The following is a 14863-nucleotide window of genomic DNA, read 5'->3' as shown; positions in this document are numbered from 1 at the left end:
GGGGCGGCGGGCGCCACTCTGCCGAGTCCGCCGCCGAAACACACATCGAACCCACAGGTTTCAGTAACCTTGCGTATTGAATCAGTGGCGTGAAGTCACGGAATTCGAACGCGTCGACCGCTCAACGGAGCGGTTCTTGATCGCCCGAAGCGGCCAGATGGCCTGATCTCGCCGCCTCGTTAATCGTCCTGAAACATTCCGCTTCCGCTGTCGGCGGACTTCCCGGCAAGCCCTTGCCTTTGTGCTGCAACGGAGTAATCGTCATTACATGATTACTCAAGAGCAGCGGGACAAGCTCCGCGGCTGGTTCGCCGGCCGCCTGCCGGACGATCTCTTCGAGGAACTGGTCGAGGTGACGGTCGACCGCGAGGAGGTCACCGTCATCGGACGCATCCCCGGCCCCAGGCTGGCGGACGACGTGTCGGACGCCGAGCGGGAGGCGGCCGTACAGGGCCGTGTACAGGAGTTCCGGGAGCGCACCCGGGAGACCCGGATGGCCGTGGCCCGGGAGGCCGAGCACCAGTTCCGGCGCAAGATCTCCTGGGGCGTGGAGTGTGCCGGACAGCGGGCGCTGTTCACGCATGTGGCCGCCCCGGTGATGACCCGGCTGCGCCAGCCCGAGCGCGAGGTGCTGGACACCCTGATCGCCGGCGGTGTGGCACGCAGCCGCAGCGAGGCACTGGCCTGGTGCGTACGGCTGGTCCAGCGCCACACCGACGACTGGCTGACCGAACTCCGCGACTCCCTGGAACACGTGGAACGTGTCCGGGCCCAGGGCCCGGACACCGACTGAGCGCGCCGAAGGGGCGCGGGGAACCGCGCGACCAGCCACGACGGCGCCGCGGACGAACCACGGCGCGTTGCGGCCCTCCCCGCGGAGCGCCTAGTGACCGGCCAGTTCCGCCGGCTGCGCCGAAGGCGCCCCGCTCCCGGCGATGGAGAGCGACCCGCGGCTCTGCGAGGGGGCCGGGGCGTCGGTCAGCCAGTGCTGCCCGCTGGTGTGGTCGCGGACCTTGACCACGATGTCGGAGCCGGGGTCCACCCCGCCCGTCGAGAGGGCGAGGGTCTCGTCCCAGCGGGGCAGCAACTCGCCCTGCACGGTGAGGTCGTAGCGCACGTCCTTGCCGCGCTCGGCGCCCTCCTCCGCACAGTCGCCGAGGATGACCACCCCGGCGTCCGCGTGCGAGTCCAGGCACAGGTCCCGGCCGGCCGCGCTGCGCAGTTCGCCGTCGCTCTCGTAGGTCCACTGCTGCGTCGAGGCCGTGGAGCACACCGCGAGCACGACGCTCGCCCCGGCCTTCGGCTCGCCGTTGATGTCCAGGCAGAGCTGGGCGGCGGCGTTGCGCAGCCGGGTCGTGTGGTCGGCGGCGGGCAGCCCGGCCGTGCCAGAGGTGGGCGTGGGGGTGGTCTCGGGCTCTGAGTCGCCCGGTACCAGGCCCGCGGTGGCGACGGCGTCGCTGCCGTCGCCGCCGCCGGACAGCGTGCTGACGGCGAGGACGGAGGCGAGCAGTCCCGCGCCGGCCACGCCGACACTGGTGAGCAGCGTCTTCGACGACCAGGAGCCGGGCGGGCGGCGCACCGACACGGGGATGCGGGCGAGGAGCCGGGTCCGGGCCGCCGCGCGCCGACGGCCGCCTCCGCCTCCGGCGCGCCGGGCGGCGGCGCGGGTGAGGGGAACGTCCACGCTGCCCTTGCGCCCCGGGCGCGTGTCGAGGTACCGGCGGGCCCCCCAGCCGAGCACCGCCTCGACCAGCAGCACGCCCAGTCCGCCCTCGACATGGCCGAGTTGCTCGGCGGCGGCCCTGCAGTACGGGCACTCCGCCAGATGCGCCTGTACGTCCGGCAGCAGGGCGCCGCCGCGGCGGATCGGCACGTCCAGCAGGCGGTTGTAGTAACGGCACTCCTGGGACGGCGCGAGTTCCCGGTGGGCGCGGACACAGCCCTCGCGGAATTTCTCCCGGGCGTCTTCGAGAGCCGCCGACGCGGTTGCCGTGTCCATGCCCAACAGACCGGCGGGTACGGTTATGGGTTCGGCCTCCACCTCGACATGCCAGAGCAGGCTCTGGGCGAGCACCGGAAGGCCCAGGAATGAACGCTCCGCCAGGGTGCGGTTTTCCGGGGTCATCGACTTCGCGGCGCGCATACCGCGACCGCCGGCGGGTTTCCCGAGGTCCGGAAGAACCTCCGCTATTCGGTCCTCCACGGCCCAGTTGGCGACCGTGTCGCGGACGGAGACCAGCAGGCGCGGCCGGATCGCGTCGGCCGTCTCGCCGAGCGCCACCCGGTCGAGGACCTGGTGGAAGGCGGCGGCGGCCACCATGTGCGCGACGGGCCCGGAGGCGGCCAGGCAGATGACCGCGTACTCCTGGACGGGCCGCCAGTGCCGGGCCATGAGCAGCGCGGCGGACCGGGAGGCCTCGATGTCCGATCCGGCTCGCAGCGGGGCGGCGAGGGACTCGTCGGACTCCCCCGCACCACCGCCCGGCGGCGGATAGGAAGGGCGAGGCGGGTGGGGGGTGGGCACGGAGCGGATTCCTTTGGTGCGGTGGTGCGTACCTCTTCGGTGCGCCTTCGGAGGGCGGGAATTCGCCGCCACGGTGTCGGTACGGTGTCGGTCGCGTTCCTCAACTGCCGAATTGGACCAGGCCATTACCCCGTGCGGGTATTCACCCTCGCACAAGTCTCACACAAGCAACAAGGCGCCTGAACAACATCGACAGCATTGACAGAAAGTCAGAAAGACGCCGGTGGCTATTGCCCCTTCATGGCCGCATTCACATTCCGCGCACCCCGTGTGAACCGTGCGCCCGCACCGGCCCCGTGCGCACGGTCCCGGCCCGCCCGCACGGGTGGTCCACTGATGACCGGCCCTCCTCACGAGGCCCCGCGCGGAACGGCGGCACTTCCGCGCGAAACAGGCCGCCGGCCCCGTTCCTCCCGCCCTCGGCCGGCGGCCCCGAGGGCCGCGGGGGCGGCTCTGCCTGCGCGTCCGGGCGGTGTCAGAGCTGCCAGGAACGGAGCCGGTCCGCCGCCGCGTAGACGTCGGCCTTGCCGCTCATCAGGTCGCGGGCGAGGTCGACCAGGGCGCCGTAGGGCGGGTCGATGCCGACATCGCTCACGTACATGTAGGCCACGGCGGTCGCGCAGGCGAACCGGGCGTTGGCCGAGGGCAGCGGCTTGAGCAGGGCGAGGGTGTGCAGCAGGGCCGCGGCCCGCCACGCCGCGTCGGAGTCCACGCCGAGCCGCGGCGGGTCGACCCGGTGCCGGGCGACGGCGGCGACCAGCGCGGAGAAGTCGTTGATGGTGGGCTGCTCCGGCATGACTTCCTCATGGCGCTGGAGCAGCCAGGGCACGTCGATGTGGATGACCGGCGGCATGGGTCAGGCGGCCTCGCCCTTCGCGGGCGGCTGTTCGTCGTCCGGGAACGCGGCGGCGAACTCGGCGGCATGGGCCGCGAAGAAACGGCGGAACTCCTCCGCCCCTTCCTGCAGGGCCCGGTGGCGGGCGATGTCGGCGGCGGCCGCCTCACGGACGAGGGCCTTCATCGACGTACCGCGCTCCTTGGCTATCTGCCTGAGGTCCTCAAGTTCGCGGTCGCTGAACTCCACGTTGAGAGCTGGCATGCCCTTCACGGTACCGCTCGGGTACTCCACCGTAAATACCCGCAGGTCAAGAGCGACTCGCCACGGTACCCGCGGGGCCCCTCGCGGGCGGCCCGCAAGGACCGCCCGCCGCCTCGGCCGCCTCAGATGTCGAGGCGGCTGATCCGTACCGCGCCCGAGGTCTGTCCCGGGTGGGCGCTGGTCAGGGTGAGCCGGATCCGGGAGCCGCGTACCGCGGTGAACGTGATGACGGTCGGGGTGTCCGAGGCCGTCGCCCAGTCCACCGCCGTGTCCCGCACCGCCCGGTACGCCGTGCCGTCCCAGACGGCCACCTCGACCGCGGCGGGGAGGGCATGAGTGGCGTCCACGGTGAAGGAGACGTCGACCCGGTCGTAGGTGCGGGTGCGCCCGTGGTCGACGGACACCCAGTCCGCGGTCCGGGCGCCGCCGAACGCGGGGAGCAGGGCGGTGGCCGACTTGGCGAAGGCGTTGGACCAGCCGGTGGCCGGGTCGCCGTCGAGCATGGCGGCCGGGAGGGTGTCCGGACGGCCGGAGTAACCGGCGTCCGCGTGCGGGTAGTCCGGCGGGGAGGGGTGGTCCGGGCCGAAGTCGGGGGCGGGGGTGGTCGCCGCGGTGCGGGCGGGGGTGGTGTGCACGGTGACGGTGTCCCGGTGCAGGCCGTCCACCCGGGCGGTCACCCTGAGGCTGCCGGGCTTCGTTCCGGAGCGGACGACGGCGAGAGCCTTGCCGTGGAAGGCGGTGCGGGTGCTGGCCTGGTAGCGCTCGGCGCTCTCCTCCCGGCCGTTGTCGAGCCCGGCGAGCGAACCGCCGGTCACGGCGAAGGAGACGAGGTGCTCGGCGTCGGGTACGACCACGCCGTGCGCGTCGACGATCTCGGCGGTGACGAAGACCAGCGAACGCCCGTCGGCGGCCAGGGCGGTGCGGTCGGGGGTGAGCCGGACGGCGTGCGGGGCGCCGGCGGTGCGCAGGACGTCGGTCGCGACCACCTTTCCGTCGCGCCGGGCCACCGCCTTCAACTCGCCGGGACGGTAGGGCACTTCCCAGGTCAGATGCAGTTTGCCCGCGCTGCCGTTGGGGCTGGTGTAACTGCCCGGGTAGGGGCCGGTGGTGAAGGTCTTGTCGTCGCCGGTGGCCTCGGTGGTCTCCAGGTAGATGCGGCCGTCGGTGGTCGTCTTGGTGTCGAACTCCCTTACCCCCAGGGACGTTCCGTTCAGGAACAGCTCGACGGAGGGCACGTTCGCGTACGCCCACACCTCGACCGTCTCCCCCTCCTCGTGGTTCCAGCTCATCGGCAGCAGGTGCACCATCGGCTCGCTCACCCACTGGCTGCGGAAGAGGTGGTACATGTCCTTCGGGAACCCGGCCGTGTCGACCGCGCCGAAGAAGGACGACTTCACCGGGAACACGTCGTACGGCGTCGGCTCGCCGATGTAGTCGATGCCCGACCACAGGAACTGGCCCGCGAACCACTTCCGGTCCCGGTCCTTCTTGTGGCCGTACTCGCCGCTCATCGTCCAGGAGGCGAGGTTGTTGTCGTACGACGAGGTCGCCCGGCGCCCGGGGGTGTGGTTCTCCCCGGTGTTCAGGTGTTCCGGCTCCTGGTACGTGCCGCGGGTCGAGGTCTCCGAGGAGGACTCGGACTCGAAGAGGAACAGGTGCGGGTAGGCCGCGTGCAGCGCGTCCACGGACCTGGCGGTGTTGTAGTTGAGGCCGAGCCCGTCGAGCTTGGCCAGCATCAGGTCTGCGGCGGAGCCCGCCTTCGGCACACCGCGGTACTTGTCGGAGCCGATCACCAGGGGGCGGGTGTCGTCGGCGGCCCGGATCGCGGCGATGATCCGGTCGGCCATGGCGAGGCCGGCGGTGGAGGTGGAGTCGGGGATCTCGTTGCCGATGGACCACAGGACGACGGCGGGCGAGTTGCGGGCGGCGAGCACCATCTCGGTGGCGTCGGCCTCGCACCACTCGTCGAAGAACCGGCCGTAGTCGTACCGGGTCTTGCCGGTCTTCCAGCAGTCGAACGCCTCCACCATCATCACGATGCCCAGCTCCTCGCAGACCTCGATCATCTGCGGAGAGGGCGGGTTGTGCGAGGTGCGGAAGGCGTTGACGCCCATCGACTTCATGATCGTCATCTGTCTGCGCACCGCGTCGGCGCTGATCGCCGCGCCGAGGGCGCCCTGGTCGTGGTGGAGGTCGACGCCCTTGATCTTGGTGGGGACGCCGTTGAGGGAGAAGCCCTCGTCGGGGTCGAAGCGGTAGCTGCGGATGCCGAAGACCGTGCGGTGGGTGTCGGTGGTGGTGCCGCCGACCCGGAGTTCGGTGTGCAGGGTGTAGCGGTGCGGGGCCTCGATGTCCCACAGCTTCGGTCTCCGGACGGTCAGTTCGTGGGTCGCGGTGGTCCCGCCGGGGCCGGTGACGGTGACCGTGGAGGACGTGCGGGCGACCGTGCGCCCGTCCGGGCCGGCGATCCGGGACAGGACCGTCACGTCCGCGCCGGTGCCGGACTCGTCGACGACGGCCGTGCGCACCCGCACCACGGCCCGCTCGGCGGTGATGTCGGGGGTGGTGACGTACGTCCCCCAGCGCGCCACGTGCACCGGGTCGGTCACCACCAGGCGGGCCTCGCGGTAGATGCCGCTGCCCGAGTACCAGCGGCTGCTGGGCAGCTGGTTCTGCACCCTGACCGCGAGCACGTTCTCGGTGCTGCCGTCGGTGTGCAGCAGGTCGGTGAGGTCGAGGGCGAAGCCGGTGTAGCCGTAGGGGTGACGGCCCACCTGGGTGCCGTTGCAGTAGACGTAGGAGTCCATGTAGACGCCGTCGAACTCCACCGAGATCCGTTTGCCGGCGTAGCCGGGCGGCAGGGTGAAGGCGAGCCGGTACCAGCCGAGGCCGCCCGGGAAGAATCCGGTGCCGCTGGTGGTGCCGTGGTCGGTGGTGGGGGTCTGCTCGATGCTCCAGTCGTGCGGTACGGCGACCTGCCGCCAGGCCGAGTCGTCGTACCCGGGGTCGGCGGCGTCCGCGTAGGCGCCGGTCGGGTCGGTGATCCCGCCCGGGTTGACCAGCGCGAACCGCCAGCCGTCCCGCAGGGCGACCGTGCGGCCGCCGGTGACCTGCGAGAACGTATCCGCTTAGGGTGCCGCCCAGGCGCCCGGGGCGCCCAGCAGGGCGCCGGCCGTCGGGGCTGCCGTGGCGGCTGCCAGAACCGATCTGCGTGTGACCGTCATGGTACGGCTCTCCCTCATCAGGGCCCAGAACTACTCACAACTGATCGCGAACAAACAGATTCTGACGGGGTGACACTTGTGCCCGTCAAGGGTCGGGACGCCTCCGCCCACCCCTTTCGTCCCGCCGCCCGGTCCTCGTTCGGCACCCCGGACAGGACCCGGACCCGACCGACCGGCCATCACCGCTTGCCGGTCGCGAGCGGGTCCGAAGCACTACCCTGAACACGAGTGGTGCACCTGTTGACTGTGAGTGTGCGCTTGGGAGTGGCGAGATGAGCCGGGTCTATCCCTTCGACGATGCGGCGACGGCCCGGGCTGTCATCGGCGAGGACGGCACGCTGACCGAGTGGAGCGAGGGCGCGCGGCGGCTCCTCGGCCACCCGGCGGACGAGGTGGTGGGCCGGCCCGCGGCCCTGCTGCTCGCCGGGGACGAGTCACCCCGCGCGCCCGCCGGCGGCCGCTGGGACGGCACCGTCGGACTCCGCCACCGGGACGGCCGTACGGTCCCTGTCTGGCTGCTCGCCCACCACACCCCGGCGCACCAGGAGCGACCCGGCCACTGGCTGGTGGTCTCCCCGCTGGACGGCGGCGGACCGCGCACCCCGGACGATCCGCTGGCGACGGCCGCGCTGACGCAGTCACCGTGCGCCATCGCGGTCTACGACGACCAGCTCAGGCTGCGCCGGATGAACGACGCGATGGCCCAGGTCATCGGGTTGCCCGAGGAGCGGGTCCAGGGGCTCAGGGTCACCGAGATCGGCGGCAAGCCGGAGAGCGGGGACCTGGAGCGGGACATGCTCCGGGTGCTGGCCTCCGGCCTGCCGCTGGACGTGCAGACGTACATGCGGACCGGCGGCGAGGACAGCGCGCACGCCTGGCTGGCCCGGATGGCGCCGGTCACCGACGCCGCCGGGCGGGTGTGGGGGGTGAGCCTGGCCGCCCACGACTTCACCGAGAACTACCTGGCCAGGGAGCGGCTCCAGCTGGTCAACGCGGCGAGCGTACGGATCGGCAGCACCCTCGACGTCATCCGTACGGCCCAGGAGCTGGCGGACGTCTGCATCCCGGCCCTCGCCGACCTCGTCACCGTCGACCTGCTGGACCCGCCGGAGCACGGCGGCGACCTCCCGGCCCGGCTGGACGCGCCGGTCACCCTGCGCCGCATCGCACACCAGTCCGTGCTCCCCGGCGTCCCCGAGGCGGTCCTCAAGCCCGGGCAGACCGAGGTCTACCCGGCCTCCTCACCGCAGGCCGACTCGCTGACCGCGGGGCACACGATCGTGGCCTCGGTCTCCGCCGGCGAGCTGGACGAGTGGCTGTCCTGGAACAAGCGCCGCGGGGAGCGGGCGCGCGAGTTCGGCGTGCACTCCTCGATGTCCGTGCCGATCCAGGCCCGCGGCACCACCCTCGGGGTCGCGGTGTTCCGGCGGCACCGGCGGCCCGACCCGTTCGGCCCGGACGACGTCCTGCTCGCCGAGGAGATCACGGCGCGGGCCGCGGTCTGCATCGACAACGCCCGCCGCTACTCGCGCGAGCGCGAGACCGCCCTGGCCCTGCAGCGCAGCCTGCTGCCCAGGACGCTGCCGCGCACCGCCGCCCTGCAGGCCGCCTCCCGCTACCTGCCGGCGGCGCGGGCCGGGGTGGGCGGCGACTGGTTCGACGTCATCCCGCTGTCCGGGCTGCGGGTCGCCATGGTCGTCGGGGACGTCGTCGGCCACGGCGTGCAGGCCTCGGCGACCATGGGCCGGCTGCGGACCGCCGTACGCACCCTGGCCGACATCGACCTGGCCCCGGACGAGCTGCTCACCCACCTCGACGACCTGGTGCTCCGGCTCTCGGCCGAGCAGGGCGGCGAGGGCAGCCCCGGCGAGGTCGGCGCGACCTGCCTGTACGCCGTCTACGACCCGGTGTCGCGGCGCTGCACGCTGGCCCGCGCCGGGCACCCGCCGCCCGTCCTGCTGCGTCCGGGCCGGCGTCCGAGCCCGCTGGACCTGCCGGCCGGTCCCCCGCTGGGCCTGGGCGGGCTGCCGTTCGAGTCGGCCGAGGTGACGCTGGACGAGGGCACGGTGCTCGCGATGTTCACGGACGGGCTGATCACCTCCCGGCACCGCGACCCGGACACCGGCCGCCGGCTCCTGCACGAGGCGCTGGCGGCGTACAGCGACTCCCTGGACGAGACCTGCGACAGGATTCTGCACGCCCTGCTGCCGGCGGGCGGCGCGGCCGACGACGTGGCCCTGCTGCTGGCCCGCACCCAGGGCCTGCCGCCGACCCGGGTGGCCTCCTGGGACGTGCCCGCCGACCCCGCGCTGGTCGCGCCGATCCGCAAGCAGGTCGTCGAGCAGCTCGACGTGTGGAACCTGAGCATGGCCGCCTTCACGGCCGAGCTGGTGGTCAGCGAGCTGGTCACCAACGCGATCCGGTACGGCGCCCACCCCATCGGGCTCCGGCTGATCCACGACACGACCACGCTGATCTGCGAGGTCTCCGACACCAGCCACACGGCTCCGCATCTGCGCCGGGCCAAGACCTGGGACGAGGGCGGGCGCGGGCTGCTGCTGGTGGCTCAGCTGACCGAGCGGTGGGGTACCCGGCATACCGGGGAGGGCAAGACGATCTGGGCCGAGCTCTCCCTCTTCGAGGAGGATGACCGATGAGGGTGCCGCGTGTCCTCGTCGGTCGGGTGCGGCGCCGTCGTGGCTGGTCGCGCAGTTCCCCGCGCCCCTTACGGGGCGCGTTGCGGAACCGCAGACTTTATTCGGGCGCCGCGGACAGGTGCTCGTGGACCGCCGGCCAGTCGTCGCCGTCGGTGCGGTGGAGGACGATGGTCTCGCGTTCGTGGAGGACCTCCTCGCCGGCCGTGGTGGAGACGCGGGTGGTCACCGAGTGGGTGAAGACGGCGGTGTCGCCGAGGAGCTGGAGGCGGCGGTCGGCCGAGTCGCAGGACAGGACGCGGAAGGCGTCCTCCTCGCTCCACTTCCGCCACAGGGCGCGGTACTCCTCGGTGGAGTCCAGGCGCCGGCCGGTGGTGTGGAAGACGAAGGTGGCGTCGGGCGCGAAGGCGGCGAAGTAGTCGTCGGTGCGGCCCTCGGCGAAGGCGGCGATCAGGGCGTCCGCGGCGGCGAGGGCGGTGTCGTGGTCGTTGCTCAAGGCTTCGGCTCCGAGATACGGGCCACGGCGCGGACGGGTGCGCCGTCCGCGCCGGGCAGGTGCAGGGGGAAGAGGCTGACGTGGATGTCGTGGCCGCTGTGCTGGGCTTCGAGGACCTCGGCGAGGTTGGTGAGGTTCTCGGCGATGACGGCGTCGGCGCCGCACAGGATGCGGTGGGCGGGGAGGGTCTCGCCGGGGGTCGGGTCGACGCTGAGGGCGTCGATGCCGACGGTGTGCACGCCGCGGGCGACGAGGAGCGCGGCCGCCGCCTCGGTCAGGTAGGGGTGGTCGTGGTAGGCGCCGGTGCCCCAGTGCGCCGACCAGCCGGTGGCGATGAGGACGATCCGGTCGGCCGGCACACGGGCGAGCAGGTCCGTCCCGATGGCCGCCCGGGGCGCGAGGCCCCGGGCGTCGACGACGTGGGCGGGGCCGTCGAACCGGTCCAGCGGCAGCTGGTCGAGCGTGGGCAGGCCGTCCTCGATGTGGGAGGGGGCGTCCACGTGCGTGCCGGACTGCGAACCCATGTGCACCTGAAGGACGTTGACACCGTCCCGGGCCGCGGTGAGCGCGGGCCGGATCTCCACCTCCGGGTCGCCGGGGTACACCGGCATGCCGGTGCGCAGCGGCACGGACAGGTCGATCAGGCGCATCGCGCTCACACCTCCGCGGGCTCGGGGGTCGCGACGGGGGCGCCGTCGGCGGCGGTGATCGGCGGCACCGGGGTGTCGACGGCGCGCACCAGCCGCGGTCCTTCGGGGCCGAAGACGGCGCGGGGCTCGGGGAAGAACCACAGCAGGGCCAGGTAGAGGATCGCGGCGAGGCCCAGGCCGACCGGCAGCGAGATGTCCACACCGCCCGCGAGGTCGCCCAGGGCGCCGACGAACTGGCCGGGGAGGTTGACGAACTGGACCGCGAGCAGGGCGGAGGCCAGCCAGGCGGCCATGCCGCGCCAGTTCCAGCCGTGCGTGAACCAGTAGCGGCCGCCCCGCTGCCGGCGGTTGAAGACCTGGAGCGAGTCGGGGTCGTACCAGCCGCGGCGGGTGAGGAAGCCCAGGGTCATGATGATCATCCACGGCGCGGTGCAGACGATGATCAGCGTCGCGAAGGTGGAGATGGACTGGGTCAGGTTGGCGGCGAACCGGCCGACGAAGATGAAGCAGATCGACAGCACGCCGATGAACACGGTGGCCTGCACCCGGCTGAACCGGGGGAAGACGCTGGCGAAGTCGAGACCGGTGCCGTAGAGCGAGGTGGTACCGGTGGACATGCCGCCGATCAGGGCGAGCAGGCAGACCGGCAGGAAGTACCAGGAGGGCGAGATCGCAAGCAGGCCGCCGACGTAGTCCGGGGCGTTCGGGTCGAGGAAGTTCCCGGCCTTCGCGGCGATGATCGAGGCGGTCGCCAGGCCGAAGAAGAACGGCAGGATCGTCGCGATCTGGGAGAGGAAGGCCGCGCCCATGACCCGGCGGCGCGGGGTGTCGGCGGGGATGTAGCGGGCCCAGTCGCCGAGGAAGGCACCGAACGAGACCGGGTTGGAGAGCACGATCAGCGCGGAGCCGATGAACGCGGGCCAGAAGCCGGGGGTGCTCAGCGAGTGGAAGCTGCCCTGGTAGCCGGCGTCGAAGTCGCCGCCGAACGCGAACGCGCCGAGCACGAACAGCAGGGAGGCCGCGGCCACCGCGATCTTGTTCACGAAGAGCATGAACCGGAAGCCGTAGATGCACACCGTCAGGACCAGTGCCGCGAACAGGCCGTACGCCAGCGCGTACACGCCGTCGTTCGTCGGCAGGTGGAACATCCGGTGGGCGCCGCCGACCAGGGCGTCGCCGGAGGACCACACGGAGATGGAGAAGAAGGCGATCGCGGTCAGCAGGGAGAGGAAGGAGCCGACGACCCGGCCGTGCACGCCCAGGTGGGCGGAGGAGGACACCGAGTTGCTGGTGCCGTTGAGCGGCCCGAACAGGGCCAGCGGCGCGAGGATCAGCGCGCCGACGGCGAGCCCGAGGCCGGTGGCGGCCAGGCCCTGCCAGAAGGAGAGCCCGAACAGGATCGGGAAGGCGCCGAGGACGCAGGTGGCGAAGGTGTTCGCGCCGCCGAAGGCGACCCGGAACAGGTCGAGGGGCCGGGCGGTGCGGTCGGCGTCCGGGATGCGCTCGACGCCGTAGGTCTCGATCTCGGTCAGCGACGGGGCGTCGTGCTGCTCCGCTTGGGGGCTGGTGGTCATGGCTGCTCCTCGCGGTGGACTGCGGAGTCCAGGGTCAAGAGGCTGATCAGGTCGTAGGCCACGTGGGACGCGGCGAACGAGGTGATGTCGGCGTGGTCGTAGGCGGGGGCGACCTCGACGACGTCGCCGCCGACGAGGTTGAGCCCGGCGAGGCCGCGCAGGATCTCCAGCAGCTCACGCGAGGTCATGCCGCCGGCTTCCGGGGTACCGGTGCCGGGGGCGTGTGCGGGGTCGAGGACGTCGATGTCGACGGAGACGTACAGCGGCCGGTCGCCGATGCGCTGCCGCAGCGCGTCCACGGTCTCGTCGACGCCGCGGCGCAGCACGTCGGCGGAGGTGACGATGCCGAAGCCGAGCCGGCGGTCCTCCTCCAGGTCGCGCTTGCCGTACAGCGGGCCGCGGGTGCCGACGTGGCTGAGCGCCTCGGTGTCGACGATGCCCTCCTCGACGGCGCGGCGGAACGGGGTGCCGTGGGTGTACTCGGCGCCGAAGTAGGTGTCCCAGGTGTCGAGGTGCGCGTCGAAGTGGAGCACGGCGACCGGGCCGTGCCGCTCGGCGACCGCGCGCAGCAGCGGCAGCGCGATGGTGTGGTCGCCGCCGATGGTGACCAGCTTCGTGCCGTCCGCCTGGAGGCGGGAGGCCTCGCCCTGGACGGTCTCGATCGCCTCGTTGATGTCGAAGGGGTTCACCGGGATGTCCCCGGCGTCGACGACCTGGGCCGACGCGAACGGGGAGACGTCCAGCGCCGGGTTGTACGGGCGCAGCAGCCGGGACGCCTCACGCACCGCGGCCGGGGCGAACCGGGCCCCGGGGCGGTAGGAGACACCGGTGTCGAAGGGCACGCCGACGACGGCGACGTCCGCGCGGGGCACCTCGTCGAGACGCGGCAGCCGGGCGAAGGTCGCGGGTCCCGCGTAGCGGGGGATCCGGGAGGAGTCCACGGGTCCACGGGGCTCGGTCGTCATGGGGAACCTTCCTGTCGAGCCTGGGCGTACACCGCCGGGTGGGCGGACCCTGGACCGGAGCTGATGGTTCCGGTAACGGGGGGATGCCCCAGTGTGCGGACGGCCGGACGGCGAGGTCAATTGTTGACGGAACGAAGAACTACAGTTGTCTTGTGCCCGACCACAAAGCCACGCCTCGTTCCGTCCTGACCGTCGGCGACCTGCTGTCCTTCCCGGCGTTGCAGATGCGCCTGCTCGCGGGCGGCAGCGGCCTGGGCCGTACGGTCTCGTGGGCGCACGTCAGCGAGCTGGAGGACCCCACCCCCTGGCTCCAGGGTTCGGAGGTCCTGATGACCGTGGGCCTCGCCGTGCCGCGCGGCGGCGAGGCGCAGCGGCGGTATCTGGAGCGGCTCGACGACGCGGGCGTCGCGGCGCTGGTGCTCAGCACCCAGCTGCGGACCCCGCCGCTGCGGCAGGCCTTCCTCGCCGCGGCCGAGGAGCGCGGCTTCCCGGTCCTCGAGGTGCCGCTCACGGTGCCCTTCGTCACGATCGCGCAGGAGGTCGCCGCCGCGGTCAGCGAGAAGTCCGCGGAACGGCTCGGCGCCCAGCTCCAGGTCTTCGGCGCGCTGCGCTGGATGGCCGAGGAGAACCTGGACATCCCCGCGCTCTTCGACCGCCTGGAGCAGCTCAGCGGCTACCGCATCTTCCTGTGCACCCCGCAGGGCCGCCCGCTGCTGCCCGGCGTCCCGGCGCCGGAGGACCCCTCGGTGCTCCCGGCCGACCCGGACGCCCCGCCGACGGTGCCCGGCGGCTTCGTGCTCCCCGTCCTCGGGCCCGGCGGCGCGGCCGGCTACCTGGTCGCGCTGGAGCAGGCCGGCGCCCGCCCAGCGGGGCTGGCCGTCGTCCAGCACCTGGCCACCGTCGCCGCGCTGCGGCTCGCGATGGTGCGCCAGGAACGCGAGGTGCTGCGCCGGGAGGGCGCGGAGACCCTCGCCGAGCTGCTCCAGGACACCCTCGACCCGGCCGGCGCGCAGCGCCGGCTGGCCCACCACGGCCTGGACACGCAGCGGCCGGTCGTCCTGGCGGTGCTCCGGCGCAGCCAGGACGAGCAGCTGGACGGCGCCCTGTCCGGCCACCCGCATCTCACCCTGCGCCGCGGCGAGGACCGGCTGGTCCTGGCCGAACCCGGCTTCACCGAGGCCCTGGCCGAGCTGCCCGGCACGGTGTGCGGGGTGAGCCGCCCGTTCGCCGTCGGCGAGCCGCTGCGGGTCGCCCAGCAGGAGGCGGAATGGGCGGCGGGACGCGCCGAGGAGGCGGGCAAGCCGCTCCTCCACTACGGCGAGGACGCCACCGGCCGCTGGCTGCCCGAGGACCGCCGGCTGCTGGCCGCCCTCGTCGAGCAGGTCCTCGGCGAGGCCCTGCGCTACGACCGGGCGCACGGGTCGCAGCTGCTGGTCTCCGTCCGCACCTGGATGGAGCGCGACCGCCGCACCGAGGACGCCGCCGCGGCCCTGCACGTCCACCCGAACACCCTCGCCTACCGGCTGCGCCGCTTCGGCGAGGTCACCGGCCGGGACCTGTCGACGACCGCCGCCTTCACCGAGGTCTGGTTCGCCGTGCGGGCGGCGACCGAGCTGGGCGTGGCGGTCGCGGGGCCGTAGCGGGCGCCCGCGACACGTCACCGCCTGCCGATCGCGA

The 14863-nt window shown here is 72.8% G+C and carries 10 protein-coding genes and 1 pseudogene; 3 read left to right on the top strand and 8 right to left on the bottom strand.

The window, feature by feature from the left end:
* The first annotated feature begins 268 nt into the window (after positions 1 to 268).
* The gene (locus tag ACGF5O_RS31100) at positions 269 to 793 is read left to right on the top strand and encodes a hypothetical protein (RefSeq protein ID WP_393813202.1); all 525 of its coding nucleotides are present in this window, start codon (positions 269 to 271) and stop codon (positions 791 to 793) included.
* A gap of 90 nt (positions 794 to 883) precedes the next feature.
* On the opposite strand, the gene ACGF5O_RS31095 is transcribed toward ACGF5O_RS31100, so the two are convergent.
* The 4 genes and pseudogenes from ACGF5O_RS31095 to ACGF5O_RS31080 all read right to left on the bottom strand — a co-directional run bounded on the left by ACGF5O_RS31095 (position 884) and on the right by ACGF5O_RS31080 (position 6847).
* Entirely contained in the window at positions 884 to 2524 is a 1641-nt protein-coding gene (locus ACGF5O_RS31095; RefSeq protein ID WP_393813201.1) for an RICIN domain-containing protein, read from the bottom strand.
* A gap of 475 nt (positions 2525 to 2999) precedes the next feature.
* Positions 3000 to 3377, bottom strand: coding sequence for a toxin Doc (locus tag ACGF5O_RS31090; RefSeq protein ID WP_293991433.1), 378 nt, complete (start codon positions 3375 to 3377; stop codon positions 3000 to 3002).
* A 3-nt stretch (positions 3378 to 3380) separates the two neighbouring features.
* On the bottom strand, positions 3381 to 3623 hold the full coding sequence (locus tag ACGF5O_RS31085; protein WP_351486516.1) for a hypothetical protein: 243 nt from the start codon (positions 3621 to 3623) through the stop codon (positions 3381 to 3383).
* 122 nt (positions 3624 to 3745) lie between these two features.
* Positions 3746 to 6847 (bottom strand): annotated as a pseudogene (locus ACGF5O_RS31080) (glycoside hydrolase family 2 TIM barrel-domain containing protein).
* 272 nt (positions 6848 to 7119) lie between these two features.
* Between ACGF5O_RS31080 and ACGF5O_RS31075 the strand changes: the two are divergent.
* The gene (locus ACGF5O_RS31075) at positions 7120 to 9504 is read left to right on the top strand and encodes a SpoIIE family protein phosphatase (protein ID WP_393813200.1); all 2385 of its coding nucleotides are present in this window, start codon (positions 7120 to 7122) and stop codon (positions 9502 to 9504) included.
* Positions 9505 to 9601: 97 nt separating this feature from the next.
* Here ACGF5O_RS31075 and ACGF5O_RS31070 read toward each other — a convergent pair whose 3' ends face one another.
* From ACGF5O_RS31070 to speB, 4 genes are read right to left on the bottom strand one after another with little or no spacing between them, the layout of a single operon-like run.
* The gene (locus ACGF5O_RS31070) at positions 9602 to 9997 is read right to left on the bottom strand and encodes a YybH family protein (protein WP_393813199.1); all 396 of its coding nucleotides are present in this window, start codon (positions 9995 to 9997) and stop codon (positions 9602 to 9604) included.
* Positions 9994 to 10647, bottom strand: coding sequence for a cyclase family protein (locus ACGF5O_RS31065; protein ID WP_393813198.1), 654 nt, complete (start codon positions 10645 to 10647; stop codon positions 9994 to 9996). Before ACGF5O_RS31065 ends, ACGF5O_RS31070 begins: the two co-directional genes overlap by 4 nt.
* Positions 10648 to 10652: 5 nt before the next feature.
* Complete coding sequence (locus ACGF5O_RS31060; protein WP_393813197.1) at positions 10653 to 12221, bottom strand: purine-cytosine permease family protein; 1569 nt, start codon at positions 12219 to 12221, stop codon at positions 10653 to 10655.
* Positions 12218 to 13186, bottom strand: coding sequence for an agmatinase (speB, locus tag ACGF5O_RS31055; protein WP_393813196.1), 969 nt, complete (start codon positions 13184 to 13186; stop codon positions 12218 to 12220). Before speB ends, ACGF5O_RS31060 begins: the two co-directional genes overlap by 4 nt.
* 152 nt (positions 13187 to 13338) lie before the next feature.
* Between speB and ACGF5O_RS31050 the strand changes: the two genes are divergently transcribed.
* Entirely contained in the window at positions 13339 to 14826 is a 1488-nt protein-coding gene (locus ACGF5O_RS31050) for a PucR family transcriptional regulator (protein ID WP_393813195.1), read from the top strand.
* Positions 14827 to 14863: the final 37 nt, after the last annotated feature.

The organism is Streptomyces sp. NPDC048291, from assembly GCF_043201715.1.
Classification (GTDB): Bacteria; Actinomycetota; Actinomycetes; order Streptomycetales; family Streptomycetaceae; genus Streptomyces.
This window is presented reverse-complemented; position numbering and strand designations above follow the sequence as displayed.